Source organism: Janthinobacterium sp. GW821-FHT03C10 (assembly GCF_059420865.1).
Window position 1 is genome coordinate 391,221 of the sequence record NZ_JBWKUN010000005.1, and the last position, 24,635, is coordinate 415,855.

Below are 24,635 nucleotides of genomic sequence, written 5' to 3' on the forward strand. Positions count from 1 at the left end.
GCCACCATGCCCGCATTCCGCTATGAAGCCGTCGACGCCCAGGGCGCCACCCGCAAGGGCGTGCTCAATGCCGACAGTCCCCGTTCCGCGCGCGCCGAGCTGCGCGTGCAAGGCCTGGTGCCGCTGGCCGTCGAGCCGATCGCCGCGCAGGTGGACGCCGCCGGCGTGACCAAGCGGCGCGGCTTCGGCGAGCGCCTGTCCAGCACCGAGCTGGCCCTGTTCACGCGCCAGCTGGCCAGTTTGCTCGAAGCGGGGCTGCCGCTGGAGCAGGCGTTTTCCGCGCTGCTGGAACAGGCCGAGCGGCCGTATCTGCGCGACCTGATCGCCTCGATCCGCTCGGAAGTGATCGGCGGCGCCGCGTTTTCCGACGTGCTGGCGCGCCATCCGCGCGATTTCGCGGAAATCTACCGGGCGCTGGTGGCGTCGGGCGAGCAGATCGGCCATTTGTCGCGCGTGCTCTCGCGCCTGGCCGACTATATCGAACGGCGCAATGCGCTGGTGCAGAAGGTCAAGCTGGCGTTTACCTATCCGGCCATCGTCACGGTGGTGGCGTTTTCCATCGTCATTTTCCTGCTCACCTACGTGGTGCCGCAGATCGTCTCCGTGTTTGCCAATACCAAGCAAAAGCTGCCCATGCTCACGGTGATCATGCTGGCGCTGTCGGACTTCGTGCGCAACTACGGCATCGTCGTGGCGATCGCCATCGCCGGCGCCTGGTTCGCCTGGCGCCGCGCGCTGCAGCAGCCGGCCTTGAAGCGGCGCTGGCATACATGGCTGCTGACGGCGCCCCTGTACGGGAAATTCGAGCGCAGCCTGAATACGGCCCGTTTTGCCAGCACCCTGGCCATCACCACGGGGTCCGGCGTGCCGATCCTGCGCGCGCTCGACACCAGCCGCGACACGCTCACGAATGTGGCGATGCAGGAACTGGTACAGGAAGCCAGCGGCGCCGTGCGCGAGGGCGTGAGCCTGGCGCGCGCGCTGTCGGCGCAAAAGCATTTTCCGCCCATGCTGATCCACATGATACGCGCGGGCGAAATCACGGGCGAGCTGCCGGCCATGCTGGAACGCGCCGCCAGCGCGCAGGAGCAGGACCTGGAACGCCGCACGCTCACCATTGCGGGCCTGCTGGAACCGGCCCTGATCCTGGCCATGGGCGTGGTGGTGTTGCTGATCGTGCTGGCCGTGCTGATGCCGATTATCGAAATCAATCAGCTCGTCAGATAAGAAACCCAAGGAAGCCATGAAGCGTTTGCCTCAATTTACAAGTCTGCTCGCCGTCGTGGCGCTGTCCGTGTCGCTGGCCTACTGGGCCATGCAGCTGTTCAAGGCGCCGCAGCGCCCCATCAATCCGCCCCCCAATCCGGTGGTGCAGGATGCCAGCGTGGAGGCGGGCGCCTCGCTGTTCGGCGGCCAGGTCAGCGTGGCCACGGCCAGCAACTACCAGCTCAAGGGCGTGGTCGCCGCCAGCCAGGGCCGCGGCAGTGTGGCCATCATCTCGACCGATGGCAAGCCTTCCGTGGCCTTGCCCGAGGGCGCCGAGGTGGTGCCCGGCGTGACGGTGCTGGAAGTGCATGCGCGCCATGTGCTGCTGCGCGACGGCGGCGTGAGCAAGCGCATCGACCTGGTGGCCGACGACAAGGCGCTGGCCTTGCCGGGACCCGTGTCCGCCACCCCGGCACCGGCTCCCGCGCCGGCAACGAACCTGGTGCCGCCGCCGCTGCCGATGGAGCAGCAGCGTCCGGCGACCGTGATGCCGGCGCCGCCGCAGGTGAGCGGCAGCGTGCCGCCGCCGTCGAATTAACCCCGTTCTTATCGTATATTGCCGATGGCGCCGTGCCGCCATCGCCACAGGAGTCTTCATGTTCTCGATCCGTGCCGTCCTGGCGGGCTGCGTGGCGGCGCTGTGCGCCTTGCCGCAAGCCGGCGCCGCCGCTGACGTCCCCGCTGCTGCCGCTACTTCCGTTCCTCCCCTGGCCGTTCCTGCGCCCGTGCCGGCGCGTCCGCGCATCGCCCTGGTGCTGTCGGGCGGCGGCGCGCGCGGTCTCGCGCATATCGGCGTATTGAAAGTGCTGCAGGAGCTGCATGTGCCGATCGACATGGTGGTCGGCACCAGCATGGGCGGCGTGGTGGGTGGCGCGTACGCGGCCGGCGCTTCCGTGGCGGACCTGGAAAAGATGGCGCGCGATACCAACTGGGCGCGCGTGGTGGCCGACCGGCCGCCGCGCGACGAACTGGCGTTCCGCCGCCGCGAGGAAGACTTATTGCTGCCGTCGCGCATCGAGTTCGGCACCAGCCGCAACGGCATTTCCACGCCGCCGGCGGCGGCCAGCAATGCGGCGCTGGAAATGGCCTTGAACCGGCTGCTGCCGGCCGGCATGCGCGACCGTCCCGCCAGCCAGCTGCCGCTGCCTTTCCGCTCGGTGGCCTCGGACCTGGTCAATGGCGAGCTGGTGGAACTGGTCGACACGCCCCTGTTCCTGTCGATGCGCGCCTCGCTGGCCGTGCCGGGCGTGTTTGCTCCCGTGCGCGTGAACAACCGGCTGGTGGTTGATGGGGGCCTGGTGCGCAACCTGCCCGTCGACATGGCGCGCGCCATGGGCGCCGACATCATCATCGCCGTCAACGTGGGCACGCCGCTGGCGCCGGAAAAAGAGCTGGGCAGCGCCATCGGCGTGGCGCAGCAGATGCTGCAGATCCTCACGGAGCAGAACGTGCAGCGCTCGCTCAAGGAGCTGCAGCCGCAGGACATCCTGATGGCGCCGGACCTGACGGGCGTCAGCTTCCTTGACTTTGAAAACTATGCGCGCGCCATGCGCGCCGGCGAACAGGCGGCGCAGGTGCTGGCCGCCCGCCTGGCGCCGCTGGCCCTGCCGCCGGAGCAGTATGCGGCGCGCGAGGAGCTGCGCCTGGCGGCGCCGGCGCTGCTGGACGTGGCCTTGCCGCTCACGCGCCTGGCCGTGGAGAGCGAAGGCGATATCAATCCGCGCATCCTGCAGGCGCAATCGGGCCTGGTGGAAGGGCAGGCCGTCAGCCAGGAAGATGTGCTCAAGGCGGCGGCCAGGCTGTATGGCCGCGGCGACGTGGCGCGCGTGGAGACGGAAGTGGTCGATGCCGGCGACCAGCGCGCCGTCACCATCAAGGCGGTCGAGGCGCCGTGGGCCAGCAGCCGCCTGCGCGTGGGCCTGGAAATGGCCAGCGATTTCAGGGACAGCAATACCTTTGCCCTGAAGCTGCTGCATGTGCGCTCGAACCTGAACAGCTGGGGCGGCGAATTGCGCAGCATGGTGCAGATCGGCACCGCGCGTAACTTCGGGGTGCAGTACTGGCAGCCGCTCGGCGCCGGCAACCCGTGGTATATCGCGCCATCGCTGCAGTACACTTCCCAGGCGGTCGACTTGTTCGACAAGGGCCGGCGCAATGCGCGCGTCGCCTATAGCGGCCAGGGCGCCAGCCTGGTGCTGGGGCGCCAGTTCGGTTTCTGGGGCGATCTGCAGTTCGGCATCACGCGCAGCGAAGTCAAGGCGGACGTCAGCATCCCCGCCGACCCGACCTACCCCAAGGAGCGGGCGCTGGGCACCAACCAGTTCGTCCAGTTCCGCGTCGACACGCTCGATTCGCCCGGTTTCCCCACGCGCGGCGTGCTGTTCGACGCCACCTGGACGCGCTCCGCGACCACCGGTACGGGCGAGGCGGCCCTGGGCCAGTCGTCCATCACGGGCTTGAAGGCTTTTGGGCGCGGCAACTGGGCCGGCCACGTGTATGGCGAATGGGCGCGCGCGCAGCGGGGCGAGGCGCCGCTCAGCCTGGGCGGCTTCCTGCGCCTGTCCGGCACGCAGTTCGAGTCGGTGACGGGGCGCAGCGTGGCCCTGGCGCGCTTCGTGATGGCACGCCGCATCGGTTCCCTGCCCAGCACCCTGGGCGGCGCCGTGCGTGCCGGCTTTTCGCTGGAAATGGGCGGCGGCTTCGATCAGAGCGAGCGCTGGAAAGCCACCAAGTTCACGCAGGCCAGCAGCGCCTTCATCTCGGTCGATACGCGCTTCGGTCCCGTGTACGTGGCGTCGGGCGCATCGAAGGGCGGCGAGAGCACGCTCTATCTGTTCCTGGGCCCTGTCTGGTAAGGGGCGCCCGGCGCGGCGGGCGCCGTGCTGCGGCGCAGGGCCGTGAAGGCGGCAAATTCCCATGAGCGAAAGCCCAGCAGCAGGGTAAAGCCATCGCGTTCCTGCGGCCCCAGGCGGCGGTCGTTCTGGTGCAGGCGCGCCAGTTCTTCGGCCAGCTGGCGGATCTTTTGCACCAGCTCCTGTGCGCTCGACAGCGACAGGCGCGCCGGGATGCACATCAGGGTTTCACCGGCGCCGTCGAAATGCCCGCTGAAATAATCGGCCACCACGTGTTCGCGGAAGTACAGCTGCACCGGGCCGTCGGCCAGCCAGTGGAAGGCGTTCGAGACGCGCAGGCTGTAGCGGTTCAGCGGCTTGAGTTCGATCAAGCCCAGCCGGTCCAGTTCGGCCAGGCAGCCGATGCATTCGGCCTGCGTCAGCGCATACGTTTCCACCACCTGTTCCAGGCTCCAGTGGCCGAGGCAGCAGATCGCCACCAGCAGCAGGCGCGGATGCGCCACCAGCGACTTTTCCTGCACCAGCGTGAGCGTGTCGGCATGCGGCGTGATGTCGGCCGCGCCGCGCAGCACATCCTCCATGGCGATGCCGGAAGCCTTGCAGATCAGGGCCAGGCGCGACAGCGACATGTCGTGCTGGCCAAACATGCGCTTGACGCTTGACTCGCTCATGCCGATGCGCTCGGCCAATACCTTGTAGGTGATGCCGGCGGCGCGCAGTTGGGTGCGCAGCACGCGCAAAACCAGTTCAGGTGAACTCACGATAGTTCCTTTATGCAAGTTTGGTAGCGGTTGACGGTACCGAATGTAGCCGTTAATGGCACTTTGCACAAGATGATAGTACTTTTCGGCGAAAGCGATGACACTCCCGCTTGTGGCTCGCGCAGCGCGCTACAACCAGGCAATCCATCCACTTGTAGAGGTTATCCATGTTTCCATCTTTCCGTTTCCCCGCAGCGCTGCTGGCGCTGGCCGCCATCGCTCCCTTGCATGCCGCCGCCGCCGAACCGGCGCCAGGTTCCATCTATGCGGGCGCCAGCTATGGCTTTCGCGCCAGCACGGGCCTCGATTGCATCGCCGGACAAGGCGATTGCGACAAGAGCAGCAAGCGCAATGGCAAGGCCTACCTGGGTTACAGTTTCGACGCGCTGCCGTTTCAGGGCGGCGTGGCCCTGCCTTCGGTTGAGCTGGTGGGGTACATGGGCGGCGAGGTCAAGTCCGGCTTCGACACGGGCGCCGGCAAGCGTGCTGGCCGCGGCAAGTTCACGGGCCTCGGCATACAGGGCGTGCTCGGCTACCAGTTCGACGCCTTTACCCTGAGCGGGCGCGCCGGTGCCGCGTACACGCAGGGCAAGGTCGATTATCTGGGCGGCGGTTCGGACAAGAAGGACAAGATCGGCCTGACCTACGGCATCGGCGCGGCGTATGCGCTGAACCGGAACTGGTCGCTGCACCTGGACTGGGACCGCGTGCCGGTCAAGTACAGCAGCAAGCAAACGACCAAGGTCGACATGTTTTCGCTGGGCGCGTCCTACCGTTTCTAAGGGGATGATGCTGCGGCAGAGAGTGGCCTGATGGCGGACGCCCCGGAACGGGGTGTCCGCGGGCGGCCTAATTGTCCGTTTCTACTTTCAACAGCAGTTTCGCCAGCAGGCGTTTTTCCTGCTGGCGCTGGCCGGAAACGGTCTTTACGTGCGCCCCGGCCGTGCGCTGCAGGGCGGCCGTGGCGACGGGGTTGCGCGGTTTTTGCGAGGGTTCGACGCGGAACTGCATTTTCTGCCGCGTCGCCAAGGCCTTGTTTGCCATCGGTTTCCCCCTTCTTTCTTACAGCACGTAGCGCGACAGGTCCTCGTTGACCGACAGCGCTTCCAGGCGTTCGTTGACGTACGCGGCATCGATCACCAGCACATTTTCCGTGCTGCTGCTGCCTTCGCTGGCCGTAAACGACACTTCTTCCAGCAGCTTTTCCATCACCGTGTGCAGCCGGCGCGCGCCGATGTTTTCCGTGCGCTCGTTGACCGAGTAGGCGATTTCCGCCAGGCGCGTGATACCTTCCGGCGCGAATTGCAGTTTCAGGTTTTCCGTCGCCAGCAAGGCTTCGTACTGCATCGTCAGGCAGGCGTCGGTACTGGTGAGAATGCGCTCGAAGTCCGCAATCGACAGCGATTCCAGCTCCACGCGGATGGGGAAGCGCCCCTGCAGTTCCGGGATCAGGTCCGACGGCTTCGACAGATGGAAGGCGCCGGAGGCGATGAACAGGATGTGGTCCGTGCGGATCATGCCATATTTCGTGTTGACGGTCGTGCCCTCGACCAGCGGCAGCAGGTCGCGCTGCACGCCGGCGCGCGAGACGTCGGCGCCGCCGGATTCCGAGCGCGAGGCGATCTTGTCGATTTCGTCCAAAAACACGATGCCGTTCTGCTCGACGTTCTGGATGGCCTTCTGTTTCAGCTCATCTTCGTTGAGCAGCTTGGCCGCTTCTTCCTCGACCAGCAGTTTCAAGGCTTCCTTGATCTTGACCTTGCGCGCCTTCTTGCGCTGCCCGCCGACGCCCGAGAACATGGACTTGATCTGTTCCGTCATTTCCTCCATGCCCGGCGGCGCCATGATTTCCATCTGCGGACCCGCCTCGGCCAGCTCGATCTCGATTTCCTTGTCATCGAGCTCGCCCTGGCGCAAGCGCTTGCGGAAGGTCTGGCGCGTGCTGTCGCCGCTGCCCGTGTCCACGGCCGCTGCCGTATTCGGCGTGAAGCCGAAGTCGCGCGCCGGCGGCACGAGGATGTCGATGACGCGGTCTTCGGCCGCATCTTCGGCGCGCGCGCGCACCTTCTTCATTTCCAGCGCGCGCGTCTGCTTGATACCGATGTCGATCAGGTCGCGGATGATGGTGTCGACGTCGCGCCCCACATAACCGACTTCGGTAAATTTGGTCGCTTCGATCTTGATGAACGGCGCCTCGGCCAGCTTGGCCAGGCGGCGCGCGATTTCCGTCTTGCCGACGCCCGTGGGGCCGATCATGAGGATGTTCTTGGGCGTGATTTCATGGCGCAGGGGTTCGGCCACCTGCTGGCGGCGCCAGCGGTTGCGCAGGGCGATGGCGACGGCGCGCTTGGCCTTGGCCTGGCCCACCACGTGTTTGTCGAGTTCGGTGACGATTTCCGACGGGGTCATGTTCATGATCATAGTTGGCTTTCTATTCTTTGCTCGCGGACGCTTAGTCGAGCGTCTCGATGATGTGCGACATATTCGTATAAATACACAGTTCCGCGGCGATGGTCAGCGATTTCTTGACCACGTCGGCCGGCGACAAGTCCGTGTTTTCCTGCAGCGCCTTGGCGGCGGATTGGGCGTAGGTGCCGCCCGAGCCGATGGCGCCGATGCCGTCTTCCGGTTCCAGCACGTCGCCATTGCCCGTGATGACCAGGGTCGACTCGCTGTCGGCCACCAGCAGCATCGCTTCCAGGCGGCGCAGCACGCGGTCGGTGCGCCAGTCCTTGGCCAGTTCGACGGAGGCGCGCAGCAGATTGCCCTGGTGTTTTTCCAGCTTGCCTTCAAATCGGTCGAGCAGGGTAAAAGCGTCGGCGGTGCCGCCGGCAAAGCCGACCAGGACCTTGCCCTGATACAACTTACGCACTTTACGGGCCGTGCCCTTCATGACGATGTTGCCGAGCGTTACCTGGCCGTCGCCGCCCAGGGCGACTTGCTTGCCGCGCCGGACGCAGAGGATGGTGGTGCCGTGAAATTGTTCCATAGTGACCTCAAAAGATTCGTGCCGATGCGTGCAAGGCCATGCGATTGCGCGCCCATGCTGCAAAAGTGGGGATGGAAAAGGCAATTGCAAGCGGCATGTGCCACTGCCGTGCTTGCTTCAGTGTAGGCCGGCGCGGGGCGAAAAAAAAGCACGCAACCGGGGTCGTGTGCTTTTTTATTCGCCATCGCGGGACCGCCGGGGCGGCCGCGCAAGGGGCGGGACGATCAGTCGCCGTACAGCTTTTGCTTCAGTTCGCGCCGTTGCTGGGCTTCCAGCGACAGGGTGGCGGTCGGACGGGCGATCAGGCGCGGGATGCCGATAGGCTCGCCCGTTTCTTCGCACCAGCCATAGTCGCCGGCGTCGATGCTGGCGATCGATTGTTGTACTTTCTTCAGCAATTTGCGTTCGCGGTCGCGCGTGCGCAGTTCCAGCGCATGCTCTTCCTCGATGGTGGCGCGGTCGGCCGGGTCCGGTACGAGCACGGTTTCACGCAAGTGTTCCGTGGTTTCGCCGGCGTTTTTCAGCAGGTCTTTTTCGAGCTGCTGCAGGCGCGCCTTGAAGAATGCCAGTTGTGCCGGATTCATGTAGTCATCTTCGCTCATGGCGCGAATTTGGTCTTCGCTGATGAGAGGGATGTCTTGGTTGGCGGCCGGGGTCGATTTATTAGTTTTGGTCATAACTTCGCTTACCTTCGATACGACAGAGTTTTCAAATTGATCAGTTGATGCGGCGATACCGAGCAACTGTACAGGTTCCGCTTGGCATTGCTGTCCCGCTGTACTGCGTGCGACCTTGGCTTGCCGGCGAAAGCCAGGACTACCGGCCGGCCATGGTGCCATGTTGATAACTTTTTACCGCTCTATGCCTGTCGCGCTATGCGCGCGTCAACGGGCGTGTTGGGTGGATCGCTTGCATGCCTGGCATGCGGCCAGCGGCAGTTTGCCAGCATTTCATGACAGGCGAACGACATGGGCCGTTTTCGTCGCTGATTTTGGCACGCTTTGCCTTATATTGCCATCCCGATTTGTTGACTAGCCGATCAGAGACGGCTACTTGTTGGTTTATGCCAGCAAGATGGATGTCGGACAGCGGGAAAGCGTGCTTAACTTTCCCTTTTGTTTCTGCTTTGCAACGGGTATTTTGCAAAACCCGGCTAGTTTATACCAAACATTGTTCGAGTCCGCGAATAAAAATGTCTTTTGGTAGATTTTTGCCAATAAACACCATTTTGCTGCCGCGCACTTCGTTTTCGCCCCATTTGGCGCCCAGGTCGCTGCCCATCAGCTGGTGCACGCCCTGGAAGACCACCTTGCGTTCTGCGCCCTGCATCAGCAGCACGCCCTTATAGCGCAGCATGCGCGGGCCATACACCTGCACCAGGCCGCCGAGGAACTCGTCGAGCTTGGCGCTGTCGAACGGTTGCGTGCTCTTGAAAACAAAGGCGGCGATATCGTCGCTGTGCTGCGCATGGTGGTGGTCGGCATGGCCGCAATCGGCGGCACAGGCGTCGCTGTGCTCATGCGCGTGCTCATGGCCGTGCTCATTGCCGTGCTCATTGCCGTGTTCATGTGCGTGCTCGTGGCCGTGCGCGTGGTCGTGATCGTGGACGTGCGCCGTCTCTGTCTCCAGGAAATCCGGGTCCAGTTCCAGTTTTTCATTCAGGTTGAAACCGCGGATGTCGAGCACCTCGGCCAGCGGCGCGCGGCCGAAATCGACCTTGGCGATGGGCGCGCGGGGATTGATGCGCTTCAGGCGGCGCGTCAGGACGGCCACGTCGTCTTCACTGACGAGGTCGGTTTTCGACAGCAGCAGCTTGTCGGCAAAGCCCACTTGCCGCTGGGCTTCCTCGTATTCATCGAGTTGCTTCATGGCATGACGGGCATCGACCACCGTGATGATGGCGTCGAGCATGTAGTGGCTGCCCACTTCCTCATCGACAAAGAAGGTCTGCGCCACAGGGCCGGGATTGGCCAGGCCCGTCGTCTCGATGACGACGCGGTCGAACGCCAGCAGGCCGGCGTCGCGCTTGCGCGCCAGTTCCGACAGGCCGACGATCAGGTCGCCGCGCACGGTGCAGCAGATGCAGCCGTTGTTCATCTCGATGATGTGTTCGTTGCTATCCTGCACCAGGATGTCATTGTCGATGTTTTCCTGGCCAAACTCGTTTTCGATCACGGCGATGCGCATGCCATGGTCTTCCTGCAGTATGCGGTTGAGCAAGGTGGTTTTGCCTGCGCCCAGGAAACCGGTGAGGATGGTGGTTGGAATCAGTGCCATGAGATGCCTATGCTGTAATCGGTGGTGCCGCCGCGCAAGCGGAAGAATGCGGACGATTATGCCGGAATTTTGCAAAAGCTTGCAAATGCGCGCCCATCCGCTTGATATGGATCAGGCCGGCCAACGGGCGCGGCTGTCTACTTCGCCTTGGCGCGGGGGTGCGCCTGGTCGTACACGTGGGCCAGATGCTGGAAATCGAGGGCCGTGTAGACCTGGGTCGAGGTGATGCTGGAATGGCCCAGCATTTCCTGCACGGCGCGCAAGTCGCCCGACGATTGCAGCACGTGCGAGGCGAACGAGTGGCGCAGCACGTGCGGGTGCACGTTGGCGGGGATTTCCGTCGCCAGCGCATGCGCCTTCAGGCGCAGCTGCAGCACGCGGGGCGAGATGCGCGTGCCGCGCGTGCTGAGAAACAAGGCGGCGCTGCCATCGGCCGCTGGCGGGCGCACGGCCAGCCAGGCAGTCAGGGCGACGAGGGCCGCCTTGCCGACCGGCACCTTGCGCATCTTGCTGCCCTTGCCCGTGACGATGACTTCGAAGCTGGCCATGTCGAGCCAGCCCAGCGAGGCGGGCTGGCCATTCTCGGCCTTGCAATAATGGGTGTCCAGGCTGGTCAGTTCAGAGACGCGCAAGCCGCTCGAATACAGCAGCTCGAACATGGCGCGGTTGCACAGTTGCTCCGGCTCGGCGGCGCCTTGCTGGTGTTGCGCGGGCGCCACGAGGCGCACGGCGTCGTCCACCGACAGGGCTTTGGGCAAGGTCTTGGCCCGCTTGGGGGCGCGGATGCCGTCGACGGGATTGGCGTCGAGCGCCGTTTCACCGCTGAGCCAGTTGAAGAAGCCGCGCCACGACGACAGCTTGCGGGCGATCGAACGCGGGTCCAGGCCGCCGGCATGCAGCTTGGCCGTGTAGCGGCGCACTTCGTTGTGCGCCAGCGCCGTCCACGGCGTATTGCCGCTCAGTTCCAGCAGGGCGCGCAGGTCGCGCCCGTAGGCGTCCAGGGTATGCGGCGACAGCTTGCGCTGCGTGGCCAGCTGCGCCAGGTAGGCGTCGAGCCACTCGGCCTTGCCGCGCGCCTCTCCCATGACTGACTCAGGCAGGCGAACCGGCGCGCAGCGCGGCCAGGGCGGCGCTGGCCGTGGCGCCGATATGCACGAGGAAATCGGTGCCCATGCTCGACGTAAAGCGTTCGCTGTCGGGCGAGCCCAGCACCAGCAAGCCGAAGGTGCCCGTGGTGTTCGGGGCGCGCAGGGCGATCATGACGGTCGATTCGATCTTGTCCGCCTGCAACCAGTGCACGGCTTCGAAATCGCGGTTGCTGCCGCAGTACGGCGTTTGCAGGCTGTTGGCGAACATGCGCACGTCGGCCGTGACATCTTCCGTGAACCAGCCGTCAGCGTGTTCCGGCAGCACTTGCCACAGGCGCAGGCTGACGTAGGGCACGTCGAAATTGCTTTGCAAGGCGTCGACCAGCACGCGCGGCATGTCCGCATCGTGGCGTACTTGCAGCATGGCCTGGTTCCAGCCGTGGAACTTGCTGGCGATGTCGCCATTTTCCTCGGCCAGGCGACTCAGCTTGGACATGCGCAACTCCAGCGCCTTGTACTTGTCGCGCATCACTTCCATCTGCCGCTCCTGCAGCGAGATGGTGCGTCCCGTCAGCGGGCTGCTCAGCTTGACCTCGCCGAGCAGCGCGGTATGCTCTTCGAAGAACGTCGGATGCTCGCTCAGGTACTGGGCGACGGTGCTGGAATCGAGTGTGGCGGTCATTGAGAATATCTGTCAGTGAAAGTTGAACGCTTCATTCTAACCGAGAGTGCGGCGGCATAGGCGCAAAGGGCACGGCGCCCGTGCATTTTCCGCGCGCCCATGAAAAAAGCGGCATGGTTGCCCATGCCGCTTTGTATTCCTTGCTCAGCAATCACCCGCGAAGGGTGACAGGCGAGGCATTAGAAGTTGTGGTGCACGCCCAGACCGATGTAGTTGGTCGTAGTCGAAACGTTGTAGTTGGTCGTGCTGGCTGCTTTCTTGTTCGAAATATCTGCGTACAGGTAAGTACGCTTCGACAGATTGTAGTCGTAGCCCAGCGATGCCTGCTTGGTTTTGACTACGCCATCCGGCGTTTTCTGACCGTAGCCAGCGCGGACCTTGCCTGGGCCGACGTCGTAGTTGGCGCCCAGTACCCACGATTTGGTGCCGGTATTGATGATCTTGAAGTCGTCATCTTTCTGGTGTTGGATCGACAGCATGACTTTCAGCTCAGGAATCGGATTGACCGACGCACCGACCGACCACAGCTTGGCTTGCAAGCCATTGCGCTCGTAGGCGGCCATGGCGGCAAATCCTGGCGAGGCGTACGTCACGGATACCGAGTATGGATTCGATGCAGGCGCCACATTGGCTGGCACGCCGAAGTTGCCGGAGGCATTCGTCGTTGCGTTCGGTGCGGTGGCCAGGAAGGCATTATTGTTGTTCGCTTCCTTGGCGGCCACGGTGGCGTTGAACTGGAAGCCGCTGATGACTGGCGAGTTGTAGAACACGGCATTCGAGAAGCGGTTACGCGAGTTGCCTGGCGCGCTCAGCGGATCGCTGGTGTAGCCGGCCACGGTCAGGTCGGTCTGGAAACCGGCTGGCGTAGGCATGCCCGACCATGGTTCGAAACCGGTGCTCGTTTCCTGGAACGCGGTCAGGCCACGGCCCAGGCGCACGGTACCGAAGTCGCCTTGCAGGCCGACGCGGCTTTGACCCTGGAACAGCGGACGCGAATTGGCGCCCGAGGTGTTTTCTACGGTGCCGGTATCGGATTCATAGCGAATTTCCAGTTGGAAAATAGCTTTCAAGCCATTGCCCAGATCTTCCGTACCCTTGAAACCCAGTTTGTTGTTGTCGCGCTTGGTGACGGCGGTGGTCGAACCAGTCGCTTTGCCCAGGCCTGCATCGATCGTGCCGTAGATTTGGACGGACGACTGCGCTTGTGCGGTTGCGGCAAAGGCGCCGAAGAGTGCGAGGGCAACGAGTGATTTTTTCATGTCTTATTCCCTATTAAAAGTGAGTTCCGTCCGAGATCCGAGCAGATTGAAATGCGCTAACTGTCGCGTTTCGATGAATGAACCTTAATTCGTCGGCGCGCAAGACGTGCGGGATTGGTCAAATATGCGTGAAAAGATTGGTGAAAAGCGGCATAACTGCATGCCCCTGTTGTATTTTTGTAACGCGCGGTTTCCGCCAGTCCCGCACCGATGGCACGCGTTTTCCCATCGCCACCGTAGCGGCGTATTGTGATATTTGCATGTTTTGGCCAGGACATTGTTGCGCTGAATCAAGTTCTTGAGGCCGCTTTGGCGGATTTACGACACAAGGACGTTACACTAAGGGCGGGCCTGAACCGATGGGCCTGGAGATGGCTGACCACTAATTATTAGAATCATTGACTCAATATCGAGAATCGATGGCAAATCGCGAAACATTAGGATTGATCAAGGGCGCACGGGCTGGCGATGTCGCTTGCCAGCTGGCGTTGGGACGGGTGTACCTGTTTGGACAGGGGGTGCCGCAAAGCCTGCCGACTGCCTTGCACTGGCTGGCGCGGGCGGCCCAGGAGGATAGCCAGGAAGCGTGCTTGCTGATTGGCACGCACGTGCCGTTCGACGTGGCGCAACCGGCAGCCAAGGCGCTGATCCCGTATTACGCGCAGGCGTTCGATGCGGGCCTGGTGCAGGCGGGCCTGGTGCTGGCGCAACTGGTGCTGGGCAACGCCGCCAGCCACAGTGAAGCCTTGCGCGCCAAGGCGCGCGTGGCGCTGGACGCCGCCGTGCGTGCCGGCTTGCCCGATGCGCAATGGTTGTTGTCCCTGCAAGAAGGATCATCCGCAGCGTCCGGGCCGGACGCCAGCCTCGCCGGCGAGCAAGCCCCCGATGGCGATGCGCCGCTGCACGCCTGGCTGGAGCAGGCATGGAGGCAGGGCAACCATGCGGGATTTCTGTCGCAAGGCTTGCCGCTGGCGCGCGCGCTGCTGCAGCGCCAGGCGGCGGCCGGTGCGCGCACGATCGCCCTCGACGCGCAGCAGGTGCTGTTGCTGTCGCGTTGCGCCCAGGCATTGGCGCCTGGCGGCGATGCGGAGGGCTGGCAGTGCTGCGAGCTGGCCGCGCATGGCGGCGACCGCACGGCGCAGCTGGAGCTGGGACTCGGCTATGCGCGCATGGATGCGCACGGCCAGCGGCTGGCCACGCGCAATGGCGCGGCCAATTTCAAGCGTGCCGTGCGCTGGCTGACGCAGGCGGGCGAGCAGGGACTGGCCGAAGCCTGGTTCGTGCTCTCACGCATCTACACGAAACCGGAATTTTCCCAGCGCAATGTGGTCGAAGCGCATTTCTGCCTCGAGCGTGCCGCCGACCTGGGGCATGGCCCGGCCCAGCTCGAATGCGGCATGCATGCCTGGCGTAATCGCCGCGACGGCGTCAACAACGATGTGCGCGCCGCGTACTGGCTGCTGCAGGCGCAGGCGCAAGGCAGCCGTGAAGCGGAGGCGGCGCTGGCGCGCATCGCGCCGCGCGGCGAGCCCGGCGACTGGGGCCAGTGCGCCGCCCTGCACGCCGATGAGCCGCTGCGCCAGCTGGGCCAGAGCCACCCCCTGCTGGCGGCGCGCCTGGAACTGGCGCGCTGCTTCCATCTGTCGCGTGCCGAGGCGCTGCTGCTCGATATCCATGCGGCCGACCAGGGGCATTGTTTGCTGATCGATATCAGCGCCACGCATGGCCGCGGCAAGCGGCGTCTGGCATTGATCCGCACGGCGCAGGAGCGCCAGCTGCTCGATCAGGTGGTGCGCCTGTTCGAGCGCGTCGATTGCGGCGTGGCGGGGCCGGAAGGCAATTACCGGCAGCGTTTGTACCGCCTGAAGTGCTACCTGGCCGAACTCGGTGTCGCACAGGAACAGCAGTTCCTGGCGGCCTGACCTTTACTTCTGACCTTCACCCGTCTACAGCTCGATCGTGCCTTCGAACACGGTCACGGCCGGGCCCGTCATCAGGACGGGGTGGCCGGGGCCTTGCCAGGCGATCGACAGTTCGCCGCCGCGCGCGCTGATGCGCACGGGGGAGTCGAGCCGGCCGCGCAGGATGCCGGCCACGGCGGCGGCGCAGGCGCCCGTGCCGCAGGCGAGCGTTTCGCCCGCGCCCCGCTCATACACGCGCAGTTTCACGTGCTGGCGGTCGACGACCTGCATGTAGCCGGCGTTGACCCGGCGGGGAAAGCGCGGGTGGTGCTCGATGCGCGGGCCCGACTGTTCCAGGTCTTGCGCGTCGACGTCGTCGACCACTTGCACGGCATGCGGGTTGCCCATCGAGACGACGGACACCAGTACGGGGGCGCTCTCGCCCGGCAACGCCAGGTCCAGCGGCCACAGGGTGCCGCTGCCTTCCGCCACGCCGGCGAGGCCGGCCGCATCGAACGGCACCAGCGCGGGATCGAGCTCGGGCGCGCCCATGTCGACCGTGATGCTGCCATCGGCTTCCAGGCGCGGCGCGATGACGCCGGCCATGGTTTCCACGCGGATGCTGGCCTTGCTTGACAAGCCTTTTTCGCTGACGAACTTGACGAAGGCGCGCGCGCCGTTGCCGCACTGTTCCACTTCGCCGCCATCGTTGTTGTAGATGCGGTAGCGGAAGTCGCAGCCGGGCAGACGCGGCTTTTCCACCACGAGGATCTGGTCGGCGCCGATGCCGAAACGGCGGTCGGCCAGGCGCTGCCACTGGGCCGGCGTAAAGTCGATGTCTTGATTGATGGCGTCGATGACGATGAAGTCATTGCCCGCGCCATGCATCTTGGTAAAGTGGAGTTTCATGTTCTGCCGTATCACTTGTGCTGGTTATAGAACGAGGCTTCGCCTTCCGGACGCGTCTTGAAGCGTTTATGCGTCCAGAAATACTCGGCCGGCGCTTCGCGCACTCTTTCCTCGATGAATTCGTTCATGCGGCGCGTGGCGGCCGTGATGTCGTCGCCGGGATAATCGTCCCAGGCCGGGTAATAGGTCACTTGCCAGCCCTGGTAATTGGGCAAAAAAGTGGCGATGACGGGAATCACCTGCGCCTTGGCGGCCAGCGCCAGGCGCGCCGTGGCCGTCAGGGTGGCGGCCGGCACGCCGAAGAAGGGCACGAATTCCGCATCCTTCTCGCCGAAATCCATGTCCGGCAACATAAAATAGGGCAAGCCGTCGCGCAGCGCGCGCAGAATCGTCTTGATGCCGTCCTGGCGCGTAAACAGCTTGGGCGGCTTGAAGCGCGAGCGGCCGTTGCGCAAGGCCTGGTCGAAGGCGGCATTCTTTTGCTGCACGTACATCGACGAAGCGGAAATTTCCATGGCCGTGGCGGCGCCGGCCACGTCGAGGCAGACGAAGTGCGGGCACAGCAAAATGGTGGGCTTGGCGGCGATCTGCTGGCCCGGGAAGGCGGGCACTTTCCTGATCAGGCGGTTCAGACGCGCTTCCGACGACCACCACAGGATGCTGCGTTCCCACACGCTGCGCGAATACGCCTGGAAATGCTGGCGCGCCAGCGCCACGCGCTGCTGTTCCGTCAGTTCCGGCATGCACAGGCGCAGATTCGTCAGGGCGATCCTGCGCCGCGTGGGCATGGCGATGAACAGCAGGCTGCCGACGGCCACGCCGAAGCGGCCGAGGATGGGCAGGGGCAGCCAGTGCAGCAGCCACATGAAGGCGATCAGCAGTCTCATGCCTGCTCCTTGGCGGCCTCGGGCGTCGCTGGCGTGGGCGGCGGCGCGCCGCGCGGCACCTTGTAGCGATTGTAGCTCCACAGGTATTGCGCGGGGCTGCGCGCGATCAATTGTTCCATGGCCGCATTGATGGTGCGCGCCTGCTCGGCAGAGGTACTGTCGAGGGATTCGGTGAACGGCACGAAATGCACGACATAGCCGCGTCCGCCCGGCAGGCGTTCCGCGTAGGTGATGATGACTTCGGCGCCGCCCATCTGCGCCAGCTTGGCGGGCAGGGTCATGGTGTAGGCGGGGCGGCCGAAGAAATCGGCCCACACGCCTTCGCCTTCCTGCGGCACCTGGTCGGGCAGCAGACCGATCGGTTGTCCCTTTTTCAGGCACTTGGCGAAGATGCGCACGCCCGACATGTTCGCCGGCGCCAGCATCAGGTTTTCGCGCGCGCGCGCGCCTTCGATCAGCGGTTTCAGGGCGGCGCGCTTGGGCGGGCGGTACATCACGGTGAGCGGCGTGCGCAGGGCGATCTGCTGGGCGACGATTTCAAAGCAGCCCAGGTGCGGCGTGAGGAAGACGATGCCGCGGCCGTGCTGCAGCGCTTTTTCCACCAGTTCCCAGTTTTCCACCGTCGCATGGCGCGCCACGCGTTCGGCCGGCGCGCACCAGATGAAGGGCAGTTCCAGCACGCTCTTGCCCGCTTCGGCCACGGCCGTGTGCAAGTGTTGCGAAAACCCCGCACCTTGCATGTTCTCGCGCATGCGGCGCCGGTAGGACGGCGAAATGGCGTAAATCACCCATCCCAGCGCAGCGCCAAGGCCATGCAGGACGGGCAGGGGAAAGAGGGACAGGAAGCGGAAAATTGGGACTAACATGTATAAGCTGTTTCCAGGAATGGCGTGTTGCCGTGCCAAAATTTTTTAAGAAGCGTAAAATACCACGTATGCAGTAACCGCTGAGTTAATAGACAACTTGCGATGCGGAATATAAATCTCGCTAAAGCGTCGCAGGCAAAATCCTCTTTACTGCGACAGAACATTCACATAGTAAACAGGAGCTTGCAATGTCAAACGACTATCTCTTCACGTCCGAATCCGTTTCGGAAGGCCATCCCGACAAGGTTGCCGATCAAATTTCCGACGCCATCCTTGACGCCATCCTGACCCAGGATCCGAGCGCCCGCGTGGCTGCCGAAACCCTGTGCAACACGGGTCTGGTGGTGCTGGCTGGCGAGATTACCACGCACGCCAATGTGGATTATATTCAAGTTGCGCGCGAAACCATCAAACGCATCGGCTACGACAACACGGAATACGGCATCGACTACAAGGGTTGCGCCGTGCTGGTGGCCTACGACAAGCAGTCGCCGGACATCGCGCAAGGCGTCGATGAAGGTGCGGGGATTGACCTGGATCAAGGCGCCGGCGATCAGGGCCTGATGTTCGGCTACGCCTGCGATGAAACGGCCGAGCTGATGCCTGCCGCCATCCACTACGCGCACCGCCTGGTCGAGCGCCAGTCGCAGCTGCGCAAGGATGGCCGTCTGCCATGGCTGCGTCCGGATGCGAAATCGCAAGTGACCCTGCGCTACGTCGACGGCCGCCCCGTCGGCGTGCACACGGTCGTGCTGTCGACCCAGCATGCGCCGGAAATCTCGCACAAGCAGATCGAAGAAGCCGTCATCGAAGAAATCATCAAGCCCATCTTGCCGCGCGAATGGCTGACGGAGACCAAATTCCTCGTCAACCCGACGGGCCGCTTCGTCATCGGCGGTCCGCAAGGCGATTGCGGCTTGACCGGGCGCAAGATCATCGTCGATACCTACGGCGGCGCAGCCCCGCACGGCGGCGGCGCGTTCTCGGGCAAGGACCCGTCGAAAGTCGACCGTTCGGCAGCCTACGCGGCCCGCTACGTGGCGAAAAACATCGTCGCCGCCGGCCTGGCGCGCCAATGCCAGGTGCAGGTCAGCTACGCCATCGGCGTGGCCAAGCCGATCAACATCACCGTCTACACGGAAGGCACGGGCGTGATTCCCGACACGGAAATCGCCAAGCTGGTACTGGCGCACTTTGATTTGCGTCCAAAAGGCATCGTACAAATGCTCGACCTGCTGCGCCCGATCTATCAGAAGAGCGCCGCCTACGGCCATTTCGGCCGCGAAGAGCCGGAATTCACGTGGGAGCGCACGGACAAGGTCGCCCTGCTGCGCGACGCCGCCGGCCTGAAGTAATCTGGTCGGATGTGCAAGAAAAGCGCCCCGGCCTCATGGCTGCGGGCGCTTTTTTTATGTGTTGTTACGTGGCAATGTATGGCGAACAAGCTGGCGCGCCAGCCTTGACAATGTTAAAATCCCCCGTCCGAGGAGCGTTGCGACGAAGAAATTCGCCAGGCTCGGAATATCCTGCAACCGCGCTCACGTACCTTTTTCAACTGAAAGGAGGGCGTGATGAACGCCGTACTCAAATCGCAACACGACTACACCATCGCCGATATCACTCTGGCCGCATGGGGCGACAAAGAAATCAAGATTGCTGAAACGGAAATGCCTGGCCTGATGGCCATCCGCGAAGAATTCGCGGCAGCGCAGCCTTTGAAGGGCGCGCGCATCACCGGTTCCATCCACATGACCATCCAGACCGCCGTGCTGATCCAGACTCTGGAAGCACTGGGCGCGCAAGTGCGTTGGGCATCGTGCAACATTTACTCGACGCAAGATCACGCCGCCGCCGCCATCGCTGCCGCCGGCACGCCAGTCTTCGCCGTCAAGGGCGAGTCGCTGGACGACTACTGGGAATACACGCATCGCATCTTCGAATGGCCGAACGTGGACGGCAAGGCTGTCTACTCGAACATGATCCTCGACGATGGCGGCGATGCGACCCTGCTGCTGCACCTGGGCGTGCGCGCGGAAACCGACCTGTCGGTGCTGGCCAATCCCGGTTCGGAAGAAGAAATCTGCCTGTTCAACTCGATCAAGAAGCACTTGCTGGCCGACCCGACCTGGTATTCGAAGCGCCTGCCGGAAATCCTCGGCGTGACGGAAGAAACGACGACCGGCGTGCACCGTTTGTACCAGATGCACAAGGAAGGCAAGCTGGCTTTCCCTGCGATCAACGTCAACGATTCCGTCACGAAATCGAAATTCGACAACCTGTATGGCTGCCGCGAATCGCTGGTTGACGGCATCAAGCGCGCCACCGACGTGATGATCGCCGGTAAAGTGGCCGTCATCGCCGGTTACGGTGACGTCGGTAAAGGTTCGGCGCAAGCCATGCGCGCCCTGTCGGCGCAAGTATGGGTGACGGAAGTCGACCCGATCTGCGCACTGCAGGCGGCGATGGAAGGCTACCGCGTGGTGACCATGGATTACGCCTGCGAACACGGCGACATCTTCGTCACCTGCACCGGCAACTATCACATCCTGACGCACGATCACCTGACGCGCATGAAAGACCAGGCCATCGTCTGCAATATTGGTCACTTTGACAATGAAATCGACGTCGCTTCGTTGAAACAATACGAGTGGGAAAACATCAAGCCGCAAGTCGACCACATCATCTTCCCGTCGGGCCGCCGCATCATCCTGCTGGCCGAAGGCCGCCTGGTCAACCTCGGTTGCGGCACGGGCCATCCGTCGTACGTGATGAGCTCGTCGTTCGCCAACCAGACGATCGCCCAGATCGAGCTGTACGCGAACACGGCCAACTACCCGGTCGGCGTGTACACCCTGCCAAAACACCTGGATGAAAAAGTCGCTCGCCTGCAACTCAAAAAGTTGAATGCGCAGCTGACGGAACTGACGCAAGAGCAAGCCGACTACATTGGCGTGCGTCAAGAAGGCCCTTATAAGCCAGAACACTACCGTTATTAATCGGTAGTCCGGGGCTGTAACTCACCCTCTGAGGGCCGGCGCCTGCCGCCGGCCTGACCCTACTTTTGACAGGCTAGAGAAATGCGCTTGCTACTGATTTGGTTTATCAATGCGGCAGCCCTGTTTGCCGTCCCGTATTTGATGCACTCGGTGACGATGAGCAGCGGCTGGACCGCGCTGCTGGCCGCCGCCGTGCTGGGACTGGTCAATGCGCTGATCCGTCCTTTGCTGATCCTGCTGACCCTGCCCGTGACGTTTTTGTCGCTGGGCCTGTTCATTTTGATCATCAACGGCTTCCTGTTCTGGCTGGTGGCGCAGGTGATCGATGGTTTCCATGTCGCCAGTTTCTGGTCGGCCGTGGGCGGTGCCATTCTGTACAGCATCATTTCCTGGGCCTTGTCGACCTTACTTTTGAGTAATGACGATGGAAAAGCATAATTTCAGTATTGAGTTTTTCCCGCCGAAAACCCCGGAAGGGGCGGAAAAGCTGCGCGCCACGCGCGTCAAGTTGTCTGAGTTGCATCCGAAGTATTTCTCGGTGACGTTCGGCGCGGGCGGCACCACGCAGCAGGGCACCCTGGACACCGTGCGCGAAATCCTGGCGGCCGGCGAACAGGCCGCACCCCATCTGTCTTGCGTGGGCGGTTCGCGTGCATCGATCCGCGCCGTGCTGGCCGACTTCAAGGCGGCCGGCGTGCGCCGCATCGTGGCCTTGCGCGGCGACTTGCCGAGCGGCTACGGCGCCTCGGGCGAGTTCCGTTACGCCAACGAGCTGGTGGAATTCATCCGCGCCGAAACGGGCGACCATTTTCATATCGAAGTGGCCGCCTATCCGGAAGTGCACCCGCAAGCCCGTTCGCCGCAGGACGACCTGAACGCGTTCGCGCGCAAGGTGCAGGCCGGCGCCAATGCCGCCATCACCCAGTACTTCTACAATGCCGACGCGTATTTTCAGTTTGTCGAGCAGACGCAGAAGATGGGCATCAACGTGCCCATCGTGGCCGGCATCATGCCGATCACGAACTACACGCAGCTGATGCGCTTTTCGGACATGTGCGGCGCGGAAATTCCACGCTGGGTGCGTCTGAAACTGGCCAGTTTCGGCGACGACAGCGCGTCCATCAAGGCTTTTGGCCTGGACGTGGTGACGGGCTTGTGCGAGCGTTTGCTGGAAGGCGGCGCGCCAGGCTTGCATTTCTATAGCATGAACCAGGCGGCGCCCACGACGGCACTGTGGCAGCGCCTGGTGAAATAAACCGTTCTGACGCGTTAAAACAGATCGCCCTCGGTCACGATGTGATCGAGGGCGATGTCGTATTCGCCGTTGGGAAAACTTGCCGCCAGGCAGGCATAGGCGACGCCGAGCGTGCGCGGACGGGGCGTGGCCGCCAGGGTGCGGTCGTAATAGCCGCCGCCATAGCCGAGGCGAAAGCGTTCCTGGTTAAAACCCAGGCAGGGCACCAGCAGGGTGGCAGGTGCCGGACGCAGGCGCAATTGCGCGGGCACGGCCACGCCCATGCCATCCTTCACCATGGGCTCGCCCGGCGTCCAGTCGGAAAATGCCAGCGGCGCATGCTTTTCCAACACCACCGGCAAGCTTAATTGCACGCCGCGCGCGGCCAGCTGCGCATATGCGCCGTGCAAGTCCGGCTCGCCGTGCAGGGGCCAGTACACGCCCAGTTCCTTGACGTTTTCTTGCGCGCACCAGTCCAGCAGGCGCTGCGCGATGGCCGCATCCCACCCCGTGCGCGTGGCGTCGGGCAGGGCGCGGCGGGCCGCCAGCAAGGCTTTGCGCAAGCCGGCTTTTTCCTGTGGCGCAATGGGTGGCCGTGCAGCCGGATCGCATGTTATTCTAGGGTCGCTATTCATATCACCATCAAGTTAAGATTGAGAGTCGTACATTGATTTCCCCACTGAAATGGATTGCCGGCACGATGCTGTGTGTTGCATCGGCCTTGTCTCCCCTGGCCGCCCTGGCCCAGGTATCGACCACCGTATCCCCAGCCGCCCCCGACACGCGCAGCGAGGACGATGCCTTCTTGCTGCTGCGCGACGCCGCGCGCAAGGATGACGTCGAAAAAGCCGACTTTTATGCGGGGCGCCTGACGAATTACCAGATTCCCTCGTATGTTGACTATTATCGGCTGAAACCGCGCATCAAACTGCTGACCGAAGCGCAATTTCGCGATTACCTGAACCGCTACAAGGGCAGCGCCATCGCCGACCGCTTCCGCAACGACTGGCTGCTGGAGCTGGGCCGCAAGCGCGACTGGGTCGTGTTCGACGAGCAATATCCGCAATTCGCCCTCGATGACGACACCCAGCTCAAGTGCTATGCGCTGATGTCGCGCGCCGCCAAGGGCCAGAACGTGGCGTCCGAGGCGCGCAACCTGCTCGTCTCGCCGCCCGGCTATGGCGAAGCGTGCGGCAGCCTGATCGCCGCATTGGCGCAAAACGGCCAGTTCGACACGAACGACCTGTGGGCGCAGATCCGTCTGGCGGGCCAGACCAACGCCACGGGCCCGGCGCGCCGCATCGCGCTGCTGCTGGGTGCCTCCGACGCGAAGATGGCGCAAGCGATCGATTTGCCAGCGCTGGTGCTGGCCAAGGGGCCGGGCGCCAGCCGTGCCGACCACGAGATGTACCTGGTGGCCGTCGGCCGCATGGCGAAAAGCACCTTGAAACTGGGCGTGGTGGCGCTGCAAAAGGCCAGCGCGCAGCTGACGGCGCAGGAACAGGCCATCGGCTGGGCCAGCCTGGCCTTGCAGGCGTCGTATTCGCTGGCGCCGGAAGCGTTCGAATATTGGCAGAAAACCAATGGCGCACCGTTGACCCAGGAGCAGATGCAGTGGAAGGCGCGTATCGCCTTGCGTGAAGGCAACTGGCCCCAGGTGAAGACGGCGATCCAGGCCATGCCGGCCTCCCTGCGCGCGGACCCGACCTGGGTCTACTGGCTGGCGCGCGCGCAGCAGGCGGAAACGCCGGGCCGCCCGAATGCGCAGGCCGATGCCCTGTACCGCACGATTTCCGAGCAATCGAATTTCTACGGCTTGCTGGCCAATGAAGAGCTGGGCAACCACCTGGTCTTGCCGCCGCCGGGCCAGCCCATCACGCCGGCGGAAATCGCCGCCATGGCCGCCAATCCGGGACTGCAGCGTGCCTTGAAATTCTTCAACATGCGCTTGCGCTTCGAAGGCACGCGCGAGTGGAACTGGGAATTGCGTTCGATGACGGATCGGCAGCATCTGGCGGCCGCGGAATTTGCGCGCCAGAACAATGTGCTCGACCGCATGGTCAACACCTCGGACCGCACGCGCCTGGAGGTGGACTATACGCAACGCTATCCGACGCCGCACGACGACGTGATGCATCCGGCCACGCAAACCCTGGGTCTGGATAAGGCCTGGGTGTACGGCCTGATCCGCCAGGAATCGCGCTTCATCATGGATGCGCAGTCGCACGTGGGCGCGTCCGGCTTGATGCAGGTCATGCCGTCGACGGCCCGATATGTCGCCAAGAAGATCGGTCTCACTGATTTTGTGACGGAAACCTTGAGCGACGTGCGCACCAACGTCTTGCTGGGCACGAATTACCTGAACATGGTGCTCGGCGGCCTGGACGGTTCGCAAGTACTGGCCAGCGCCGCCTACAACGCGGGACCGGGGCGCCTGCGCATCTGGCGCGCCACCATGACGCGTCCGCTGGAAGGCGCCGTCTTTGCCGAGATCATTCCGTACACGGAAACGCGCGGCTACGTGAAAAACGTGATGGCCAACGCCACCTATTACGCGGCCCTGTTCGAGAAGAGCCCGCAGTCGCTGAAGGCGCGCCTGGGCACCGTGGGACCGAAAAACAGCGCCGTCGCGGCCGATTTGCCATCATCCAATTAAAGATCGCTGACC

23 protein-coding genes and 1 riboswitch are annotated in these 24,635 nt (G+C 63.6%); of the genes, 10 read left to right on the top strand and 13 right to left on the bottom strand.

Going from position 1 to position 24,635, the window contains the following annotated elements:
• Positions 1 to 6: 6 nt before the first annotated feature.
• From gspF to AC07VH_RS18885, 3 genes are read left to right on the top strand one after another with little or no spacing between them, the layout of a single operon-like run.
• Positions 7 to 1,227: a type II secretion system inner membrane protein GspF gene (gspF, locus tag AC07VH_RS18875; RefSeq protein WP_489629191.1), complete on the top strand. Its 1,221-nt coding sequence runs from the start codon at positions 7 to 9 to the stop codon at positions 1,225 to 1,227.
• 16 nt (positions 1,228 to 1,243) lie between these two features.
• On the top strand, positions 1,244 to 1,804 hold the full coding sequence (locus AC07VH_RS18880; protein ID WP_489629190.1) for a type II secretion system protein N: 561 nt from the start codon (positions 1,244 to 1,246) through the stop codon (positions 1,802 to 1,804).
• 58 nt (positions 1,805 to 1,862) lie between these two features.
• Positions 1,863 to 4,121 carry a patatin-like phospholipase family protein gene (locus AC07VH_RS18885; protein WP_494787505.1) on the top strand — a complete coding sequence of 753 codons (2,259 nt, stop codon included), beginning with the start codon at positions 1,863 to 1,865 and terminating at the stop codon, positions 4,119 to 4,121.
• Here AC07VH_RS18885 and AC07VH_RS18890 read toward each other — a convergent pair.
• Positions 4,094 to 4,879, bottom strand: a complete 786-nt coding sequence (locus tag AC07VH_RS18890) for a helix-turn-helix domain-containing protein (RefSeq protein WP_489629188.1) — start codon at positions 4,877 to 4,879, stop codon at positions 4,094 to 4,096. The two genes, AC07VH_RS18885 and AC07VH_RS18890, sit on opposite strands and share 28 nt — an antisense overlap.
• Positions 4,880 to 5,046: 167 nt before the next feature.
• On the opposite strand from AC07VH_RS18890, the gene AC07VH_RS18895 reads away from it, so the two are divergent.
• Positions 5,047 to 5,661, top strand: coding sequence for an outer membrane protein (locus tag AC07VH_RS18895; RefSeq protein WP_494787504.1), 615 nt, complete (start codon positions 5,047 to 5,049; stop codon positions 5,659 to 5,661).
• Positions 5,662 to 5,728: 67 nt separating this feature from the next.
• On the opposite strand, the gene AC07VH_RS18900 is transcribed toward AC07VH_RS18895, so the two are convergent.
• The 8 genes from AC07VH_RS18900 to AC07VH_RS18935 all read right to left on the bottom strand — a co-directional run bounded on the left by AC07VH_RS18900 (position 5,729) and on the right by AC07VH_RS18935 (position 13,174).
• Positions 5,729 to 5,923, bottom strand: a complete 195-nt coding sequence (locus AC07VH_RS18900; protein WP_489629187.1) for a hypothetical protein — start codon at positions 5,921 to 5,923, stop codon at positions 5,729 to 5,731.
• Between the two features lie 18 nt (positions 5,924 to 5,941).
• On the bottom strand, positions 5,942 to 7,294 hold the full coding sequence (gene hslU, locus AC07VH_RS18905) for an ATP-dependent protease ATPase subunit HslU (protein ID WP_489629186.1): 1,353 nt from the start codon (positions 7,292 to 7,294) through the stop codon (positions 5,942 to 5,944).
• Between the two features lie 37 nt (positions 7,295 to 7,331).
• Positions 7,332 to 7,868, bottom strand: a complete 537-nt coding sequence (gene hslV, locus AC07VH_RS18910) for an ATP-dependent protease subunit HslV (RefSeq protein WP_034753065.1) — start codon at positions 7,866 to 7,868, stop codon at positions 7,332 to 7,334.
• 224 nt (positions 7,869 to 8,092) lie between these two features.
• A complete protein-coding gene (gene dksA, locus AC07VH_RS18915) occupies positions 8,093 to 8,545 on the bottom strand; it encodes an RNA polymerase-binding protein DksA (protein WP_034753066.1) in 453 nt (150 codons plus the stop codon).
• A 481-nt stretch (positions 8,546 to 9,026) separates the two neighbouring features.
• Positions 9,027 to 10,145 carry a CobW family GTP-binding protein gene (locus AC07VH_RS18920; protein ID WP_494787503.1) on the bottom strand — a complete coding sequence of 373 codons (1,119 nt, stop codon included), beginning with the start codon at positions 10,143 to 10,145 and terminating at the stop codon, positions 9,027 to 9,029.
• Positions 10,146 to 10,282: 137 nt separating this feature from the next.
• Positions 10,283 to 11,230, bottom strand: coding sequence for a tyrosine recombinase XerC (locus tag AC07VH_RS18925; RefSeq protein ID WP_494787502.1), 948 nt, complete (start codon positions 11,228 to 11,230; stop codon positions 10,283 to 10,285).
• A gap of 7 nt (positions 11,231 to 11,237) precedes the next feature.
• On the bottom strand, positions 11,238 to 11,915 hold the full coding sequence (locus AC07VH_RS18930; RefSeq protein ID WP_475415880.1) for a DUF484 family protein: 678 nt from the start codon (positions 11,913 to 11,915) through the stop codon (positions 11,238 to 11,240).
• Between the two features lie 179 nt (positions 11,916 to 12,094).
• The gene (locus AC07VH_RS18935) at positions 12,095 to 13,174 is read right to left on the bottom strand and encodes a porin (RefSeq protein ID WP_475415881.1); all 1,080 of its coding nucleotides are present in this window, start codon (positions 13,172 to 13,174) and stop codon (positions 12,095 to 12,097) included.
• A 419-nt stretch (positions 13,175 to 13,593) separates the two neighbouring features.
• On the opposite strand from AC07VH_RS18935, the gene AC07VH_RS18940 reads away from it, so the two are divergent.
• Entirely contained in the window at positions 13,594 to 15,096 is a 1,503-nt protein-coding gene (locus AC07VH_RS18940) for a tetratricopeptide repeat protein (RefSeq protein ID WP_494787501.1), read from the top strand.
• 24 nt (positions 15,097 to 15,120) lie between these two features.
• Here AC07VH_RS18940 and dapF read toward each other — a convergent pair whose 3' ends face one another.
• The 3 genes from dapF to AC07VH_RS18955 are packed head-to-tail and all read right to left on the bottom strand — an operon-like array spanning position 15,121 to position 17,737.
• Positions 15,121 to 15,984 (bottom strand): diaminopimelate epimerase, encoded by an 864-nt coding sequence (gene dapF / locus AC07VH_RS18945; protein WP_494787500.1) that lies wholly within the window; start codon positions 15,982 to 15,984, stop codon positions 15,121 to 15,123.
• 11 nt (positions 15,985 to 15,995) lie between these two features.
• The gene (locus AC07VH_RS18950; protein WP_494787499.1) at positions 15,996 to 16,871 is read right to left on the bottom strand and encodes an LpxL/LpxP family acyltransferase; all 876 of its coding nucleotides are present in this window, start codon (positions 16,869 to 16,871) and stop codon (positions 15,996 to 15,998) included.
• Positions 16,868 to 17,737 carry a lysophospholipid acyltransferase family protein gene (locus tag AC07VH_RS18955; RefSeq protein WP_475415885.1) on the bottom strand — a complete coding sequence of 290 codons (870 nt, stop codon included), beginning with the start codon at positions 17,735 to 17,737 and terminating at the stop codon, positions 16,868 to 16,870. Before AC07VH_RS18955 ends, AC07VH_RS18950 begins: the two co-directional genes overlap by 4 nt.
• A 188-nt stretch (positions 17,738 to 17,925) precedes the next feature.
• Here AC07VH_RS18955 and metK point away from each other — a divergent pair, with 188 nt between their 5' ends.
• The 4 genes from metK (at position 17,926) to metF (ending at position 21,988) form a co-directional block, all read left to right on the top strand.
• A complete protein-coding gene (gene metK, locus AC07VH_RS18960; RefSeq protein WP_436497882.1) occupies positions 17,926 to 19,092 on the top strand; it encodes a methionine adenosyltransferase in 1,167 nt (388 codons plus the stop codon).
• A 123-nt stretch (positions 19,093 to 19,215) separates the two neighbouring features.
• Positions 19,216 to 19,284: riboswitch (S-adenosyl-L-homocysteine riboswitch) on the top strand.
• A 24-nt stretch (positions 19,285 to 19,308) separates the two neighbouring features.
• Positions 19,309 to 20,733, top strand: a complete 1,425-nt coding sequence (gene ahcY, locus AC07VH_RS18965; protein ID WP_475415886.1) for an adenosylhomocysteinase — start codon at positions 19,309 to 19,311, stop codon at positions 20,731 to 20,733.
• A gap of 81 nt (positions 20,734 to 20,814) precedes the next feature.
• Positions 20,815 to 21,171 carry a phage holin family protein gene (locus AC07VH_RS18970; RefSeq protein WP_034783534.1) on the top strand — a complete coding sequence of 119 codons (357 nt, stop codon included), beginning with the start codon at positions 20,815 to 20,817 and terminating at the stop codon, positions 21,169 to 21,171.
• Positions 21,158 to 21,988 (top strand): methylenetetrahydrofolate reductase [NAD(P)H], encoded by an 831-nt coding sequence (metF, locus tag AC07VH_RS18975; protein ID WP_475415887.1) that lies wholly within the window; start codon positions 21,158 to 21,160, stop codon positions 21,986 to 21,988. The genes AC07VH_RS18970 and metF overlap by 14 nt, the downstream gene beginning before the upstream one ends.
• Before the next feature lie 14 nt (positions 21,989 to 22,002).
• On the opposite strand, the gene AC07VH_RS18980 is transcribed toward metF, so the two are convergent.
• Positions 22,003 to 22,602 (bottom strand): 5-formyltetrahydrofolate cyclo-ligase, encoded by a 600-nt coding sequence (locus AC07VH_RS18980; RefSeq protein WP_489629179.1) that lies wholly within the window; start codon positions 22,600 to 22,602, stop codon positions 22,003 to 22,005.
• A 32-nt stretch (positions 22,603 to 22,634) separates the two neighbouring features.
• Between AC07VH_RS18980 and AC07VH_RS18985 the strand changes: the two genes are divergently transcribed.
• On the top strand, positions 22,635 to 24,623 hold the full coding sequence (locus AC07VH_RS18985; protein ID WP_494787498.1) for a lytic transglycosylase domain-containing protein: 1,989 nt from the start codon (positions 22,635 to 22,637) through the stop codon (positions 24,621 to 24,623).
• Positions 24,624 to 24,635: the final 12 nt, after the last annotated feature.